This window comes from Paenibacillus sp. sgz302148, assembly GCF_056120465.1.
Genome location: NZ_JBVYOJ010000001.1, coordinates 756426 through 773199, shown reverse-complemented (window position 1 = coordinate 773199; position 16774 = coordinate 756426). Strand labels below are relative to the sequence as shown.

Annotated in this window: 17 protein-coding genes; 12 read left to right on the top strand and 5 right to left on the bottom strand. The window is 50.7% G+C overall.

The features are described from left to right. The first annotated feature begins 20 nt into the window (after positions 1 to 20). The 6 genes from AC0LWM_RS03500 (at position 21) to AC0LWM_RS03475 (ending at position 7332) form a co-directional block, all read left to right on the top strand. Positions 21 to 971: a 4-hydroxy-3-methylbut-2-enyl diphosphate reductase gene (locus AC0LWM_RS03500; protein WP_474673501.1), complete on the top strand. Its 951-nt coding sequence runs from the start codon at positions 21 to 23 to the stop codon at positions 969 to 971. A 68-nt stretch (positions 972 to 1039) separates the two neighbouring features. After that, positions 1040 to 1528: a DUF2062 domain-containing protein gene (locus tag AC0LWM_RS03495; protein WP_474673500.1), complete on the top strand. Its 489-nt coding sequence runs from the start codon at positions 1040 to 1042 to the stop codon at positions 1526 to 1528. A gap of 221 nt (positions 1529 to 1749) precedes the next feature. Continuing rightward, complete coding sequence (gene aroF, locus AC0LWM_RS03490) at positions 1750 to 2811, top strand: 3-deoxy-7-phosphoheptulonate synthase (RefSeq protein WP_474673499.1); 1062 nt, start codon at positions 1750 to 1752, stop codon at positions 2809 to 2811. Positions 2812 to 3082: 271 nt separating this feature from the next. Next, positions 3083 to 4507: a type I glutamate--ammonia ligase gene (glnA, locus tag AC0LWM_RS03485; protein ID WP_474673498.1), complete on the top strand. Its 1425-nt coding sequence runs from the start codon at positions 3083 to 3085 to the stop codon at positions 4505 to 4507. A 151-nt stretch (positions 4508 to 4658) separates the two neighbouring features. Continuing rightward, positions 4659 to 5447 carry an alpha/beta hydrolase gene (locus AC0LWM_RS03480; RefSeq protein WP_474673497.1) on the top strand — a complete coding sequence of 263 codons (789 nt, stop codon included), beginning with the start codon at positions 4659 to 4661 and terminating at the stop codon, positions 5445 to 5447. Between the two features lie 91 nt (positions 5448 to 5538). Further along, entirely contained in the window at positions 5539 to 7332 is a 1794-nt protein-coding gene (locus AC0LWM_RS03475; protein ID WP_474673496.1) for an extracellular solute-binding protein, read from the top strand. A gap of 55 nt (positions 7333 to 7387) precedes the next feature. Here AC0LWM_RS03475 and thpR read toward each other — a convergent pair whose 3' ends face one another. Then, entirely contained in the window at positions 7388 to 7987 is a 600-nt protein-coding gene (thpR, locus tag AC0LWM_RS03470) for an RNA 2',3'-cyclic phosphodiesterase (RefSeq protein WP_474673495.1), read from the bottom strand. 165 nt (positions 7988 to 8152) lie between these two features. Here thpR and serC point away from each other — a divergent pair, with 165 nt between their 5' ends. Then, positions 8153 to 9244 (top strand): 3-phosphoserine/phosphohydroxythreonine transaminase, encoded by a 1092-nt coding sequence (gene serC / locus AC0LWM_RS03465; protein ID WP_474673494.1) that lies wholly within the window; start codon positions 8153 to 8155, stop codon positions 9242 to 9244. Between the two features lie 527 nt (positions 9245 to 9771). Here the strand turns inward: serC and AC0LWM_RS03460 are convergent. Together AC0LWM_RS03460 and AC0LWM_RS03455 are read right to left on the bottom strand one after the other, a co-directional pair. Continuing rightward, positions 9772 to 10170: a hypothetical protein gene (locus AC0LWM_RS03460; RefSeq protein WP_474673493.1), complete on the bottom strand. Its 399-nt coding sequence runs from the start codon at positions 10168 to 10170 to the stop codon at positions 9772 to 9774. Positions 10171 to 10351: 181 nt separating this feature from the next. Further along, positions 10352 to 11068, bottom strand: coding sequence for a response regulator (locus AC0LWM_RS03455; protein ID WP_474673492.1), 717 nt, complete (start codon positions 11066 to 11068; stop codon positions 10352 to 10354). 154 nt (positions 11069 to 11222) lie between these two features. Between AC0LWM_RS03455 and trmL the strand changes: the two genes are divergently transcribed. Next, on the top strand, positions 11223 to 11687 hold the full coding sequence (gene trmL / locus AC0LWM_RS03450) for a tRNA (uridine(34)/cytosine(34)/5-carboxymethylaminomethyluridine(34)-2'-O)-methyltransferase TrmL (protein WP_474673491.1): 465 nt from the start codon (positions 11223 to 11225) through the stop codon (positions 11685 to 11687). 134 nt (positions 11688 to 11821) lie between these two features. Then, a complete protein-coding gene (locus AC0LWM_RS03445) occupies positions 11822 to 12076 on the top strand; it encodes an AbrB/MazE/SpoVT family DNA-binding domain-containing protein (protein ID WP_474673490.1) in 255 nt (84 codons plus the stop codon). A gap of 310 nt (positions 12077 to 12386) precedes the next feature. Here the strand turns inward: AC0LWM_RS03445 and AC0LWM_RS03440 are convergent, their stop codons facing one another. Next, entirely contained in the window at positions 12387 to 13457 is a 1071-nt protein-coding gene (locus AC0LWM_RS03440) for a phosphodiester glycosidase family protein (protein ID WP_474673489.1), read from the bottom strand. Continuing rightward, positions 13454 to 13879, bottom strand: coding sequence for a hypothetical protein (locus tag AC0LWM_RS03435; protein ID WP_474673488.1), 426 nt, complete (start codon positions 13877 to 13879; stop codon positions 13454 to 13456). Before AC0LWM_RS03435 ends, AC0LWM_RS03440 begins: the two co-directional genes overlap by 4 nt. A 195-nt stretch (positions 13880 to 14074) precedes the next feature. Between AC0LWM_RS03435 and AC0LWM_RS03430 the strand changes: the two genes are divergently transcribed. The 3 genes from AC0LWM_RS03430 (at position 14075) to AC0LWM_RS03420 (ending at position 16521) form a co-directional block, all read left to right on the top strand. Next, positions 14075 to 15016 (top strand): NAD(P)/FAD-dependent oxidoreductase, encoded by a 942-nt coding sequence (locus tag AC0LWM_RS03430; RefSeq protein ID WP_474673487.1) that lies wholly within the window; start codon positions 14075 to 14077, stop codon positions 15014 to 15016. A 41-nt stretch (positions 15017 to 15057) separates the two neighbouring features. After that, on the top strand, positions 15058 to 15210 hold the full coding sequence (locus AC0LWM_RS03425) for a hypothetical protein (RefSeq protein WP_474673486.1): 153 nt from the start codon (positions 15058 to 15060) through the stop codon (positions 15208 to 15210). 114 nt (positions 15211 to 15324) lie between these two features. Continuing rightward, positions 15325 to 16521 carry an aminotransferase-like domain-containing protein gene (locus AC0LWM_RS03420; RefSeq protein WP_474673485.1) on the top strand — a complete coding sequence of 399 codons (1197 nt, stop codon included), beginning with the start codon at positions 15325 to 15327 and terminating at the stop codon, positions 16519 to 16521. Positions 16522 to 16774: the final 253 nt, after the last annotated feature.

Genomic DNA, 16774 nt, shown 5'->3' with positions numbered 1-16774 from the left:
ATGAAAAAGCAGGTGCAGCAATGGAAGTCATCAAAATTTCCCCTAGAGGATATTGCTACGGCGTCGTTGACGCCATGGTACTGGCCATGCAAACGGCGAAAAATCTGGATTTGCCCAGGCCGATCTATATATTAGGCATGATCGTTCATAACCGGCATGTCACCGACTCGTTCGAGCAGGAAGGCGTTATTACGCTGGATGGCGAAAATCGGTTGGAGCTGCTCGACCAAATCGAGCGGGGCACCGTTATTTTTACGGCGCACGGCGTGTCGCCGGAAGTTCGCCGCAAAGCGCGGGACAAAGGATTAACGGTCGTTGACGCGACCTGCCCCGACGTAACGAAGACGCACGATCTGATTCGCGAGAAAACCTCCGAAGGCTATGAGGTTATCTATATCGGCAAAAAAGGCCACCCCGAACCGGAGGGGGCCATCGGAATCGCACCCGAGCATGTGCATCTCATTGAAAAAGAAGAAGAAATCATGAAACTTTCCATTCCATCGGAACGTATCATCATTACCAATCAAACGACGATGAGCCAATGGGACATTCGGCATATTATCAAGCGGCTGCTGGAAGTCTTTCCGAAGGCCGAAGTGCATAATGAAATTTGTCTGGCAACGCAGGTTCGCCAAGAAGCGGTTGCGGAGCAAGCGGGCCAAGCGGATTTGGTGATCGTCGTGGGCGATCCCCGAAGCAATAACTCCAATCGGCTCGCGCAAGTATCCGAAGAAATCGCCGGGGTCAAGGCGTATCGGATTTCCGATATTAAGGAACTGAATCTGGAATGGCTTAAAGGCGTTCGGAAAGTTGCGGTCACATCGGGTGCCTCAACCCCTACGCCGATTACGAAGGAAGTTATTGCATATTTGGAGCAATATGATCCGGAACGGGCGGACACATGGGAATTACGTCGCACAGTAAATATGAGCAAGCTTCTGCCTACGGTTCGGGAAAAAACGGGAGGGTAATCAGGCCAACCTTTCGGGAGCATTTTCGGGATAGCTGTGGGCAGGGCTTTTAGGATCGAGGAGAACGAATGAAAAGATGGCTGAAGTATAAATATTTGCTGCTGCTCCGCGTAAAAGGCGGTTCGGCTATCGTCGCACGAGGATTTGCAATCGGGCTTGCTATCGAAATGATCACCTTGCCGACAGGCGGGTTGGCCTTTTTCTTAATATTCCCGCTCGTATATTTGTTTCGGGCTAGCCTAGCCGGAGCGCTGCTTGGATTCGTTTTCGGAAAGATCATCTATATTCCGATGGCTTTCTTGAACAATAAAGTCGGAAGTCTCATCGTTCCAAGACTGCATCATCAAGACATTCCTTTCTTGCCGCATTGGATCGAACGGCTGATTTTCATGAATTTAAGGCTTATTGTCGGCGGCATGATCGTGGGTACGATTCTCGGCATCGTCTTATATTTCCCGCTCAAGTGGATGCTCGATATGTACACCGTAAAGCGCAAAGAAAAACGCAGGCTGCGTCAGCATCAGCTGCATCAGATGAATATGCAAACCGAAAAATAAACTTTGGACGGATTCATTCCGCTCCAAAGTTTTTTTACTTGACTGGAACGGTTCCATCTTGTATATTTACTTTAGCCATTAAAAGCACAAAAGCTTAAAAGCATAAAAGCTTAAAAGCTTAAAAGCGGATAAGCGTTTAAGTACGAAAGTTGAAAGTCGAGTTGAAAGTAAAAAAGCCGAAACCCAATCACATCACATAGATCCCGAAGGAGTGTTTACGAATGATAGCTATTACATCCAACCAAATTACCGAAGAAAGACTAGCGGAAATTGTCCGCCACATTGAGAAGTCGGGCGTCCAAGCCCATGTATCCCGCGGGATGGATCGTACCGTCATCGGCATTATCGGCAAAGCCGAGCCCAAGCTTGCGGAACAGCTGCGTCAAATGAAAGGCGTCGAGAATGTCATCAAAATTTCAAAATCATACAAATTGGCGAGCCGGGATTTCCATCCGGACGATACGATTATCGAAATCAAAGGCGTAAAAATCGGCGGAAGCAACCTCGTTATTATGGGCGGACCTTGCGCCGTAGAATCGCCGGAGCAGATCGACGAGATCGCTCGCCTTGTCAAGGCGGCAGGAGGGCAAATACTCCGCGGCGGAGCGTTTAAGCCTCGTACAGGTCCGTACAGCTTCCAAGGCGTTGGCGTAGAAGGTCTAGTGATGATGGCGGAGGCGGGCAAGAAGCATGGCTTGCTTACGATAACCGAAGTCATGACGCCGGAATACGTCGACGTGTGCGCGGAATACGCCGATATTTTGCAAGTGGGCACACGCAATATGCAGAACTTCGATTTGCTGCGCAAACTGGGGCAGACGAAAGCGCCGGTACTGCTGAAACGCGGATTCAGCGCGACCTATGATGAGCTGCTGAACGCAGCGGAATATATCCTTGCAGGCGGAAATCCGAACGTTATGCTTTGCGAACGAGGAATCCGGACTTTTGAAACGTATACCCGCAATACGTTAGACTTGACGGCGATTCCGGTATTGCAGCAGCTTAGCCATTTGCCGGTCATTTCCGATCCGAGCCACGGCACTGGACGCCGCGAGCTTGTGGAAACGATGTCCAAAGCATCCGTAGCGGCCGGAGCGAACGGTTTGATTGTCGAAATGCACACCGATCCGGACAACTCGATGACGGGAGACGGCGTACAATCGCTGTTCCCGGATCAATTCGCGAAGCTGCTGAAGGAACTGGAGCAACTCGCGCCGCTGATGGGCAAAACTTTCGATACGCCGAAAGAACCGGCGGAATTTTTTAAAGAATGGAAAATATAACGAATCGATAAGCGGCGCCGCGCTGCCGGACAAAAGCTCGAGAACCTGTGTATTATACGGGTTTTCGGGCTGTTTTCAATTGGATTATTTGAACAAATGATGAACTTTCGGCCCTTATGTAAGAATACCTTACACGAACGAAAAAAATACCTGACATAACTATTGACGGGTAAAACAGACCGTCTTATAATTACCTCATACAATTTATAAAAACTTGAACAATTTTCGTCCGATATGCGATTAATGTTCGGAATTTAGGGAGGAATAGATCATGTCAGTTCAAAACGTATTGCAATTGATCTCCGAAAAAAACATCGAGTGGGTAGATTTTCGTTTCGTCGACCTTTCCGGCAAAGCGCATCACATTTCCCTTCCCGCATCCGAAGTTGATGCCGATACATTCGTAAACGGGGTAGCTTTTGACGGTTCCTCGATTCCGGGATTCCGCGGTATCGAAGAATCTGACATGGTTATGATGCCGGACACCGAGTCGGTGTATGTCGATCCTTTCACGGCTCACCCGACATTGATCGTTATGTGTAACATCTATACGCCGGACGGCGTGCGTTATGAGCGCGATCCGCGCAGCATCGCTCAGAAGGCTGAAGAATATATGCAAAATGCCGGCGTTGGCACGGCAGCGTTTTTCGCGCCGGAATCCGAATTTTTCATCTTCGACGACGTTCGCTATGAAAGCACGATGAACAGCTCTTCGTTCTTCGTTGATTCCGAAGAAGCTTCCTGGAACACGAACCGCAAAGAAGAAGGCGGCAACCTGGGCTTCAAAATCCGCACGAAAGGCGGCTACGTGCCTGTAGCTCCAACCGATACGCAACAAGATATCCGCAGCGAAATGTGCCGCATCATGATGGAATCCGGTCTTCGCATCGAGCGCCATCACCACGAAGTGGCGACGGCAGGTCAAGGCGAAATCAACTTCCGCTTCGACACGCTGACGACAACGGCCGACAACCTGATGAAATACAAATACATCATTCATAACGTAGCAAGACAATACGGCAAAGTAGCGACTTTCATGCCGAAACCGCTGTTCGGCGACAACGGAAGCGGGATGCACGTTCACCAAAGCATTTTCAACGGAGACACTCCGTTGTTCTATGAAAAAGGCGGCTATGCGAACCTGAGCCAAATGGCGCTGCACTACATCGGCGGCATTCTGCACCATGCTCCGGCGTTGCTTGCACTGACGAACCCAAGCACGAACTCCTTCAAACGCCTAGTTCCAGGTTACGAAGCGCCGGTTAACCTTGTATTCTCCAAAGGAAACCGTTCCGCAGCCATTCGGATTCCGGTTGCAGCGGTAACGCCAAAAGGTTGCCGTATCGAATTCCGTACGCCGGATTCCACGGCGAACCCGTACCTTGCGTTCGCAGCGATGCTGATGGCAGGCCTTGACGGAATCAAACGCAAAATCGATCCGGTTGCTCTTGGTTATGGACCGTTCGACAAAAACATCTATGAATTGTCCGATGCGGAGAAACAAGAAATCCGCAGCGTTCCGGGAACGCTTGACGAAGCGCTTGACGCGCTGCAAGCCGACTATGAGTTCCTGACTGAAGGCGGCGTATTTTCGAAGAACTTCATCGACAACTTCATCGAGCTGAAGCGCGGAGAGGCAAAAGCCGTTTCCATCCGCATTCATCCGCACGAATACGGTCTGTACTTCGACTGCTAATCGGCAGTCCTGTGCAAACGACGAACTGATACAAGTGATGACGAAAGAGAGCCATTCGGCTCTCTTTTTTAATTGCTCGATTTGCGAGAAGGAATCGGCGATCCAACCGACGAATGGTTAATATAACCTAATCGTACTGGAGGAAATTGTCATGGCGATATCTCTTTGGCCTCACGCCGCGCCGTTCACGGAAGGGGGCGGCGAATCGGATATTCCGGTTCTCATTCCTTATCTTGTCGACGCCGGATCGCCGACCGCGGCGGTTATCGTTTGTCCCGGCGGCGGATACGAGATGCTGGCACATCATGAAGGTGAGCCGATTGCTTTATGGTTGAACCGAATCGGCATTTCCGCATTCGTGTTAAAATATCGCGTTGCGCCTTATCGTCACCCGGTGCCGCTTACGGATACGCAGAGGGCGATCCGGTACGTTCGCCATCATGCCGGCGAATGGAATATCGATCCGCAGCGTGTCGGCATACTCGGCTTCTCTGCGGGCGGACATTTGGCCTCCACGGCGGGGACGCATTTTGATGCGGGGGATGCCGCAGCGACGGATCCGATCGATCGTGAAAGCTGCCGACCGGATTTGATGATCTTATGTTACCCGGTCATTAGCTTCGGCGAAAACCGTCATCCTGGTTCAATGCGGAACTTAATCGGCGAGTCGCCTGATGAAGAGTTGCGTCGCTTATTGTCGAACGAGCTGCAGGTTACGGCGGATACACCTCCAGCGTTCTTGTGGCATACGGCCGATGACGAGCCCGTTCCCGTGGAGAACAGCTTGCTGTTCGCTCAAGCGTTAAGCAGGCATCACGTCCCGTTTGAGCTGCATGTTTTCCCACACGGCCAACATGGACTCGGGCTAGCGGAGGACGATACATCCGTCGGGGCTTGGACGGGCTTATGCGAAACATGGCTTCGCAAGCGGGGGTTCTGATGACGGCGGCGGAATGTCGAATAGATGTTCCGTCGTTTTTTTGCACGTTTTCACCCGTACTTTTCGTCTGTTATGTTGAGGTGATGAGAAGATGATACATATACAGGATACAGAAAGAGGAGCCAAGGGAGATATTGAAGCATTCAGCATCCTCGTTCGCAAATATTCGAATGCCGTCATTGCGACGGCGCTGCAATACGTGAAGGATTTGTACCATGCGCAAGACATTGCTCAAGAAGCTTTTATCCGAATGTGGCACCATCGCGACAGGATTGAGGAAGAAGGCAAGCTCGGGAAGTGGCTTTACACGACGACGAAACGTCTCTGCATCGACTGGATTCGAAAAGGCAATAACCGCCCCTTGTCGACGGCGTACGAAGATCATGCGGTGGCAAGCGGCCAGAATACGGAGGATCAAGTCATCCGCAAGGAACGGAAACAAATCGTATGGGATGCCATGGATCGGCTGAAGGAACATGATCGAACCGTTATATTGATGTATTACATAAGCGGATTTAACACGAGGGAAATAGCGGGCTTTCTCGGCGTTTCCGTAAACACGGTCGAAAGCCGGTTGCGCCGAACGAGAGAAAAGCTGAAAGGGGAGCTGTTTCTAATGGTAGGAGACGTCATGAAACATGAAGCTGCCGCCAAGACGGGTTCGGATCAAATCACTACGATAAATGTTTCTTATGCGCTAGGAGCGGCTTATATCGATCTTTTTAATGAACACGTCGTAAGGCGTTTTGAAAAAGCAAATCCGCATATTCGAGTTCGCGTCACATCCTATGATTTATGCGAATCCCCTGAATTAGATTATGAGGAGGAGCTTATTCGGATGATAGCAGGAGGGACGCAACCCGACGTTGCTTTGTTCGAACCCGTTAATATCGCATCGTGGGCGGAAAGAGGTCTTTTGCATCCCGTTACGACCCGCATTCGGGAGGATCATATTCAATCCGAACGATTTTACAGCAACGCATGGAAGTCTTGCGCATACAAAAACGAGATATTCGGTTTGCCGTGGAATATGAGCAATGTGGCTTTATTTTACAATAAAGCCTTGATGCGGGAAGTCGGACTGGACCCGGATCAGCCGCCGGCAACGATTGAAGATTTGGATCGCATGGCGAAGCTTATGTTTCGTAAGGATGCGACCGGCTGCTATACGCACGTCGGCTTTATTCCTTGGTTTAGGGCAGGAAATTTACCCCTTAACAGTCTGCTCTGGGGCGGTTCTTGGGAGGTTGGCGGTCAATTGACGCCGGGAGATCCGAACATCATTCAATCGTTATCCTGGATGAAAAGTTATGCGGATCAATACGATTGGAAGCAGCTGCAAGCGTTTATTAGCACGCTGCGTTCGGAAGCGAATCCATATGCGCGTTTCGGCTTCGTATTCCTTGGCTGCTGGGACATGTGGAGCATTTATCCGCGGTATGCGGGCGCAGAGGATGACTGGGGCATTGCGCCGCTGCCGACAATCGGCGGAACGCAGAGGGTAACTTCCCACGGAGGATTCTCCTTTGTGATTCCGCGAGGATCGGCTTCACTTGATGCGGCCTGGGAATTTATAAAATATGCGGCTTATGGCAAAGGATTGGACGACTGGGTGAAGGTTGACCCGGAATCGAACTTTGCCGCGGTGCACGAAATCAACCGGGAAAAGCATCCTTTGGCGAGTGACCCGAAGTTTCGCACGTTTATCGATTTAATACCGTCAGGTGAACTTCGGCCTATTCATCCGCAGTTCCCTTACATGCGGTCCGAAATATTTCGGATTATGGAGCAGGTTCTGGAAGGCGAAGAAGATGGGAAGGAATTGCTCGAACAATTGCAAAATCATCTTAGGGAAATGGCCAGCGTGACAAGTGCAACAACCTAGGGAGGTATATGGAAAACCCGAATAGCCCCGTCTATTCGGGTTTACGCAAGGAAGCTTACTTTTCCAGCGGCCATTCGTGCACCGTCTCGTACATCGGCTTGTGGCCGAGGCGGGTGCGGTATAAAACGACGGATTGCGCCTCCCATTCCAGCGTTCGGCCTTCTTCACGCTCACTGGCAAGCAGCGCTGCCAGCTTTTCCGGTTGAAAGGAAACGCCTCCGGCACCGGCAAATTTGCGCCCGATCGTAATATGAGGCGCATAGGGGCGCGATTCCGCGGCGTACCCTACAGCGACCGCAGCTTGCTCCACCAGCTTCTGCAAGCTGCGCAACCGCTCGAGCTCGCCGCCGACGCCAAGCCAAAGGATCGACGGGGCTTGCGGCCTGCCGAATGTGCCGGCTTTCGTCAATGCAAGCGGAAACGAGCCGAATCCGGCGATCGATTTTCCGACCTCATCGACGATCGTCGCGATTTTTCGATCTTCCGTATCCCCGATAAAAAACAGCGTAATATGCAAATCGGCCGGGTAGACCCATTTCTGAAAGTCAAGCCGTTGCTTCCATTCCATCATCCGTTCTCCGAGCTGCTGCTTCAGTTCGTCCGGCAGCGGAACGGCGATAAATAAGCGCGAGCGGCTGCTTGAATTTGTCTCCATTGACATCTCCTCCAATGCTTCCACTATATCATTCCGGATGTTAGCATTCACCATTTTGAAATGATTCATTAAACATTCAAGAAACATCCGGTTACAATGTCTTGATGGCGGGGACGAATCTTGCTATCATAGCCATATCATGAAAAAGACAAGGGTGGAGAACCAATGACGAATCGCGCTTACAATTTTAACGCAGGCCCTGCGGCGCTGCCGCTCGAAGTATTGCAGCAAGCACAAGAGCAGTTTGTCGATTTTGGCGGCACCGGCATGTCCATTATGGAAATGTCGCACCGCAGCGCAACTTATGAGGGCGTGCACAACTCCGCTCAAACCGTGCTGAAGGAGCTGCTTGGCATTCCGGACGGTTACCACGTACTGTTCCTGCAAGGAGGAGCAAGCACGCAATTTGCGATGATACCGATGAACTTCCTGGCTCCTGGCAAAACGGCAAGTTATGTGATGACCGGCAACTGGGCGGGCAAAGCAATAAAAGAAGCGAAGCTGTTCGGGGAAACGTCGATCGCGGCAAGCGGGGAGCAGGACAAGTTTATGAAAATCCCTGCCCTTAGCGACATTCAGCTCGCGCCGAATTCCGCTTATCTGCACATCACGTCGAACGAGACGATCGAAGGCACGCAATATGCGGCATATCCGACGACCGGCGACGTGCCGCTCATCGCCGATATGTCCAGCGACATTATGTGCCGTCCTGTGGACGTGTCCCAATTCGCGATGATCTACGCGGGCGCGCAGAAAAACCTCGGCCCTTCCGGCGTAACGATTGCCATCGTCCGCGACGACTTGGTACAATCCGCAGCCGCTAAAGGCTTGCCGACGATGATGCGATACGAAACGCACAGCAAGAACAACTCGCTCTACAACACGCCGCCTTCCTTCTCGATCTATATGGTCGACCTGATGCTGAAATGGATCAAATCGAACGGCGGATTAACGGCGATGGAGCAGCGCAACATTGAGAAAGCGGCGCTCATTTACGATACGATCGACGCAAGCGGCGGTTTTTACCGGGGCTGCGCCGAAGCGGGAAGCCGTTCGCTCATGAACATCACGTTCCGTCTTCAAACCGAGGAGCTGGAGAAGCTTTTCGTAAAGGAATCGGAGCAGAACGGATTCGTCGGCCTGAAAGGCCACCGCGATGTTGGCGGGCTTCGCGCTTCAACGTACAATGCGGTGCCGTATGAAAGCTGCAAAGCGCTGCAGCAGTTTATGAAGGATTTCCAACAGCGGAACGGGTAATTCGTTTTCGGCTATACCAATGAAAAACCTCACAGAGCCGATATCGGCTTCGTGAGGTTTATTACGTTATAAAGGTTTTGGTCTGCTAAATGTCGCTTATCCTCGAAGGACATCGATAGAAGTTTTTCTTATTCATTGCACTGCTGGCTAGGGCGAGGCCGTTTCAGCAAAAAGTTTCTGAAATTAAGAACGTATTTTCTTAATTATTGGGTTAAAAGAAGAGAAATGCGCAAATTCAGAAATTATTTTCTGAAGTTAGCCAAAATTTTCTGTATTTCAGAAAGTTTTTTCTGAATCCTTAGAAAAACGATTGTATTCATAAGATTTTCAGAAATTTGTTTCTGAATTTCAGCCAAAAATTTCTGAATAGCCGCTGTACGGTATTAAGCTAAACGGGATTAATTGAGCTAACCATATTGGAGCATGAAGAGCTTGATCGACAAAGCTTGATCAGAACTGCGTGATCAGAATAGCTGCCAGAGCGGCAAATTTCGAGTCATCCGGCGATATCACATTTTATTCATGCCTTAACCTTCGAGTAAACCAAGATACCTCTTTTCATTGCCATTCCATTTCACGATGAGCACAGGGCCGCTTTTTTTTGCAGGCTCGTAAATTTCCGCACCTTCGGGAAGTTTTGTCGCCATGCCGTCTTCGAAAGGAACACCTTCTTGGTATTGCTTCGTAATTTTCCCGACGCGTTCTCCACTTGTTAGCTTTTCTTGCTGCACCCAATCCACATGATCTGCGTTTTCGTACACGATTCCTTGAAATTGAAAAATATCGGCATCAGCATTTTGGGCGAGAACTTCTTCGGCCGTAGGATTATGAGTTGCTTCGGCTCGGCTTTCGGCACTGTTTTCAACCGACTGGCTGCATGCTGTAAGCAAGATCATTCCGATGAGGAACGAAATAATTAATCTCATCGATGTCACCTCCCATTATACTAACGTTCGACCTATTCAAATTGTTCCAGATGATTCCGAACCTTCAACCTTGCAACAACGCAAAAATGCAACCTCAGCAAGAGGTTGCATTTTCAAGTCGTTACATCGATTCGGGAGTTGAGGCCATAAAGACGTTACCTTGATTCGCGAGTCGAGACTATCAAGCATTAGCCATCGTTTTTACAGCCGGTTCGGCCAGCTTGTATCCGACGTTCCGAATGGTCATAATATATTCGGGGTGCCGCGCGTTTTTCTCGATTTTATCCCGCAGGTGGCTGATATGAACGTCAACGATGCGGGTATCGCCGAGGAAATGGTAATCCCATACGCCGTGCAGCAGCTGCTGGCGGCTTAATACTTTGCCCCTGTGCTTGCATAGAAATACGAGCAGCTCGAACTCCTTCGGCGTCAGCTCTACCGGAACGCTATCGACAAGCACCTCGCGCTGGTCGGCGCGTACGCTGATTCGTCCGATGTCGTAGACGCTGCTTTCGCTACCGCTTGGCAATGCTTGAATGCGGCGGAAAATCGCCTGTATACGCGAGATCAGCTCCTGGGGACTGAACGGTTTCGTCATGTAATCGTCGGCACCGTTGTCAAGCCCGGCGATTTTGTCGGTCAAATCCTGCAATGCGGTCAGCATAATGATCGGAACCAAGTTGTTCTGCTTACGCAGCTCGCGGCATACTTGAATGCCGTCCATCTTAGGCAGCATCAGATCCAGCACGATCAAGTCGGGACGGTACGTACGAATCGCTTCGAATACGGCTTCTCCGTCATGGACGCAATATACTTCATAACCGCCGAGCTTAAGGTTAAAGTCAATCAGCATGGAGATGGACGGTTCGTCGTCCACGACTAAAATCTTTTTTTTCATTCGAATGTCTCCTTGCTCCATTATTTGGTATGCAGAGCATGTTCTAGGTCCATTATGGAGGAAGACTATCAACTTGGGATTAACAATACGTTAACTCAATGTTAAAATATATAAGGTTAAGGCGAAACAAGAAGCTACTAGAGGTGAATCATGAATGGCTTTTCATATTGTGCTTGTTAATCCCGAAATTCCGGCCAATACCGGTAACATCGCCCGTACATGTGCAGCCACGGGAACCGTGCTTCATCTGGTGCGTCCCCTTGGCTTCCAGACGGATGACCGGACGCTGAAGCGGGCCGGCCTCGATTATTGGCATGCGGTTCAAGTCGAATATCACGACTCTTTCCAAGAGATCGTCGACCAATATCCCGAAGGCCGTTTCTTTCTGGCGACAACGAAGGCGAGCAAGCGGATGGACGAGTATCGTTTTCGGGACGGCGATTTTTTTGTGTTCGGCAAAGAAACGTCCGGATTGCCTAAGGAATTGCTGGATGCACATCCCGACAGCTTAATGCGGCTTCCGATGACCGGCGCGGTGCGCTCGCTGAATTTGTCCAACTCGGCGGCGATTGTCGTATACGAAGCGCTCCGGCAGAACGGGTATCCGGGATTGGAATAAACATAAAGGGATTTTCGCATTGAATAAGCAGGAATTCGAGGTAAGGCATCGAATATATAGTTAATGTATAGGTTATAGGTTTCTAAAATCCTACGAAAACCGTGCAACGAGACATAAGAGAAAGGTGGAAACTGATGAAACCGGCAGGCGTAGTTCGTAAAGTAGACCAATTGGGACGCATCGTGTTACCGAAGTCCCTCCGCAAGCGTTATCAGATGAATGAGGGGGACCCTGTTGAAATTTTGGTACAAGGCGACCACATTATTCTGGAGCGTTATCATCCGAAATGCGTGTTTTGCGGATCGATCGAAGCGGTGAAAGACTTTAAAGATCGTTACATTTGCGGCGAATGCATCGGCGAAATGAACCGTTTGCGTCAACGCGCATAATTAAAAAGATGAAGCGTCATGGCTCCTCCAGCGGAGCGTGGCGCTTTTTTTGCGTTTAGCATTAAATGTATGGAACCTTTCTGAAAATATAAAAAAGCTCCCTCGCATGGAACGAGGAAGCTTTTCGGTCGAAATGGCGGTTTATAGCCCTTTCGTTTTATCGTCGTTATACGAAGACGTAAGCATAGCCGTAATGAACATTGCAAATACGAGCATAACGATCCAGAACGTGATGGACATTGACCACACCTCCAAATGAACTATGTATATTATACCCAAGGTGCGGCAAAAAGAAAATCCGAAATTGTGATCATTTAAAAAACAAAAAATGAGTGGCCAGCGGACGCAGCCGGCCGTCGGACGGATTGTTGATGACTTTGCCTTGAAAAACAAGCGTGGAGGAGCCGCCTCCGTCCAAGTTGTAGGCGTCTTTGACGCCTAGCCGGACAAGCGCATTTTGCAGTTCTGCGAGCGTTGCGCCGGATGAACCGTCCTCCGTATAGCCGTCGGTCACGATAAAGAGCAGCTGATCGTCCTTGTAATTGCCGACGACCGTTCGCGGCGCCCGACGCGGCGATGTTTCCCATTTGGAAGGGATCGTCGTTTTAAGGCCGTTCTTGAGCAGAACAGGCACGAACGAAGCGCCGAATTTCGGATTCTGCTGTACCAGTTCGTCCTTGCGGTCGTATTTGCCGCCGATCAGCTTGCCGTTATCATTCAAGCCTACAAAGAACAAATCTTTATACGACGGCTCAAAATCCCCTACCAGCTTGCCATTCACGACGGTGGTGCTAAGCGGATACCGCTTGCCTTTTTCGTCGGCAAAACCTCCCGCATTCACGCCGGCAACCGCGCCGTACCGCTTCACCGCGGACAACGTCGTTTCCGCTGCGCCGAGCTTGTCGTAGCCCAGTACCATATCCATCGCGTTAGTCGATTTCAGCTTCACCTTAAGCGCGTATCCTTTGTAGTTGGGCTCGTGCAAATAAAACAATTCCGCGTTGATTTTGTCCGTACTCACCTGCCGGGATGCAGATCCCAGCTTGGACGTAATCCGCTTATCGTAGATGATGCCGGGACGAGGCGCTTGCGTCTTGGCTGTAATCATGATGGAATTCATGCTCGAAGTCGTTTTTTTGTACAGGTCGGATACTTTGCGGATCGAGCCGATCGTTTCATTGGCCAGTTTTTTGGCTTGATCCAGCCCTTCGGTTATCGCTTTGGACGATTCGGGGATGACGATCGCAGGTGCCTCGTCCGCTGACGAATGCGCTGTAAAACCGAGGTTGATATGTAATGTGGCGAATGCAAACCAGAAGAGCATGCCGATAAAAGGAGCGCACGCAAGCAGGCAAAATCGGTTTAACTCTTTGGGCGTCATTTCAACACGTCCAGGTTTTTCTTCAGCTCGTCCAGCTTCTTCTTGACTTCGTTCAGCTGAGTATACAGCTTGTTGCTGTTGTCGGTTTTGGTGCTCGCATTGTCCTTCGTAAACGTAAGGAGCTCGTTGAACGCATCGACCTTGCTTTTCATGTCGTTCATATCAGTGTCGATGCCTTTTTTCATTTCCGCGAGCCGGTTCTGGTAGTCTGTCTGCATGGCTGCGATCCGCGCTTCCGTCTGATTCTGCAAATCTTCCAACAGCTGGCGTTTCATCTCCTGTGTCCACAACATGGTGCCCAGTACACCGCATGCGATCAGCAGGAACCAACTGATGATGAAATATTTGAGCGCGCTTTTGCCCGATTTGCCCGACTTGCGCGATGCGTGCTGCGTCTGTGCGGGAATCGTCTGCGAATTCATTAGGTTCACCTCTGTCGTTATCTATTGATGCTTGCGCCCATCTATTATACCGAATTGAACCTCCGAATCAAAATGAAGAGATTGTGATTTCGTAGAATGGTGTCAATTTTTAATAGAATGTGTCGAGTAACGCGCGGCAATTTAGGAAAGGCTATTGAGAATAACATCCAAATCATGCGAAGGAGAAGGTTCGGCATGGATTATGAAGCAATCGTTGTCGGAGGCGGGTTAGCCGGGCTTCAGGCAGCGATTCAACTGGGGCGTTACGGGCATCGGACCCTCGTCGTAGACAAAGGAAACGGACGATCGACATTGTGCAGATGCTACCACAATTTACTAGGCTGGCCGGACGGCGTATCCGGCGAGGAATTGCGGCGATTGGGGCGAATGGCCGCGGAACGGACGGGCGTGCGGTTTGTGAAGGACGAAGTTTCGAAGATTGTCAAAAGGGCAGGCGGGTTCGAAGTCGCCACACTCAGTAATCCCGACGTTCCGCACTCCGCTTTGACGCTGCTGCTGGCGACGGGCGTGTCCGACCGGTTTCCGCCGCTTCCGGGGCTTGTCGGGTGTCTTGGGCAGTCGGTCTATATTTGCCCGGATTGCGACGGATACGAAATCCGAGGCCGACGAACGATTGTGATGGGAGCGGGAGATGTCGGCGCTCGGATGGCGTTAACGTTAACTTATTGGTGCGATCAGCTCCTCTATGTCAATCACGAACGGCAGCCGATCGATGAATCCATCGCCCGGGAATTGGGCCATAAAGGGATCACGGTCGTCGAAAAATCGATTGAAAGGGTGCTTGTTGCGTCGGAGCATCCGGACGCATTCGCCGGCGTCCTGTTTACGGACGGCACCGAGCTTGCGGCTGAGCGAGCGTTTATCGCTTTTGGGGGCAACAAGGTCCATACCGACATCGCCCACTCGATCGGAATTGAACGGATGGAGAATAAGCACATCGTGACCGATCCGCGGACGAAAATGACGAGCGTGCCCGGCATATGGGCGGCCGGCGATATCGGCGTACATTCGGAGCAAGCGGCCATTGCGATTGGAGATGGGCTGCAAGCGGCGATCTGGATGCATAAGATGATCAGCGGAATGCAGAATACGCGGAACATACTTTGCAGAACCTGATCATATCGCCGTACGATGGGCGATACAAAGGAGGCAGCATGATGGCGCAAAAAGACAAAAACCGGCCGATCGACAGATCGCCGGCCGACGCTAAAGTGAAGGTGGCCGCGGAAATGCCCGGCGACAGGGAAATGCGGGAAAAGTTAAAAGAAACTAAGGAGCATGACGGTTTTCCGGGTTCGTGCGGGATATAATCAAGGAAATCGGAGCGGAATCTTCTCAGGTTCCGCCTTTTCTTGACTGCATCATTTGTCGATTTTTTGGCGGGATTGTACTATAATTTGAATTATCGAAAGGGGGATATTCCCATGGATTACGTATTTTCCAATGCGGTTCAACAACTGAAATCGTCAGCCGTCCGCGATATATTGAAGCTGACCCAAGGCAATGCTATTATCTCGTTTGCCGGCGGACTTCCGGCTGAAGAGTTATTTCCGGTGGATGCGGTGCAAGAAGCGATGAATCGCGTGTTCACGCTGGGCAAGGGCGCGCTGCAATACGGCCTGACCGAGGGGTACACTCCGCTTCGCGAGAAGCTGTGCGAACGGATGGCGCGCAAACGGATGAATGTCGCCGTCGATAACATGATCTTGACGACAGGATCACAGCAAGCGATTGATCTGCTGGCTCGCGTTTATCTTGATCCAGGCGATGTCGTGCTCGTTGAGAACCCTACATATTTGGCTGCGCTCCAAGTGTTCAAATTCCGCGGAGTTAGCGTGATCCCGGTTGAGAGCGACTCCGACGGCATGATTCTTGAAGATTTGGAGCGTAAGGTGAAAGCGCATCGGCCGAAGATGGTTTATGTCGTGCCGACATTTTCGAACCCGACCGGTAATGTATGGAGCGTCGAACGACGGAAAGGACTGCTTCAGACGTGCAAGGCGAATAACCTGCTCATTCTGGAAGACGATCCGTACGGCGAAATTCAATTCGACGGCCAAGCGATGTATCCGACGATTTTTTCGATGGAAGACCATCCGAACGGCTCATGCGTCGTCTATACGAGCACGTTCAGCAAAACGGTCGCGCCTGCGCTGCGTACCGGCTGGGCGATCGGCGATACACGCATCATCCAGATGATGGCCAAGGCGAAGCAAGCGTCCGACCTGCATTCCAGCACCTTGGACCAGCAAGCGCTGAACCAACTGCTCGAGCATTTTCCGTTGGATGACCATATCGAGCTGATTCGCCGCAACTATAAGGAACGGATGCTGTTCATGGTAGAAGAGTTGAACAAGTATGCGTGGAACGACATCCGTTGGAACGTTCCGAAAGGCGGCATGTTTCTGTGGATGGAGCTGCCGGAGGGCGTTGATTCGTCCGAGCTGTTGAAAATCGCCGTGCAGCATGGCGTCGCTTTTGTTCCGGGCAACGATTTTTATGCCGGAGAGCCGCGGCGGAATACGCTGCGCTTGAACTACACGCATACCGATAACGAAGGAACGGTCGTTGGCGTGAAGCGTTTTGCGGATGCGATCGAACAGTTTACCGCCAAGAAGTAGGCTAACAAGGAGCAGGAGCAGGAGCATGCGTGTTATCCGTCGACCTGCGTCATATTAACAATGGAGCTTGTGTTTGTATATACGTAGGCGCAGTTTTCCATAACCGGGTTGGTTAAAGCAAAATCGACGAGTTGTTGTACATAGTACAACAACTCGTCGTAATTTAAGCCGACATGTTCGTAATCTTGTATCGCCTACAACAATAGGGTCTGTTTCGAAGCGTTGTACGTCCGAATGTTGTACGGGGTACAAC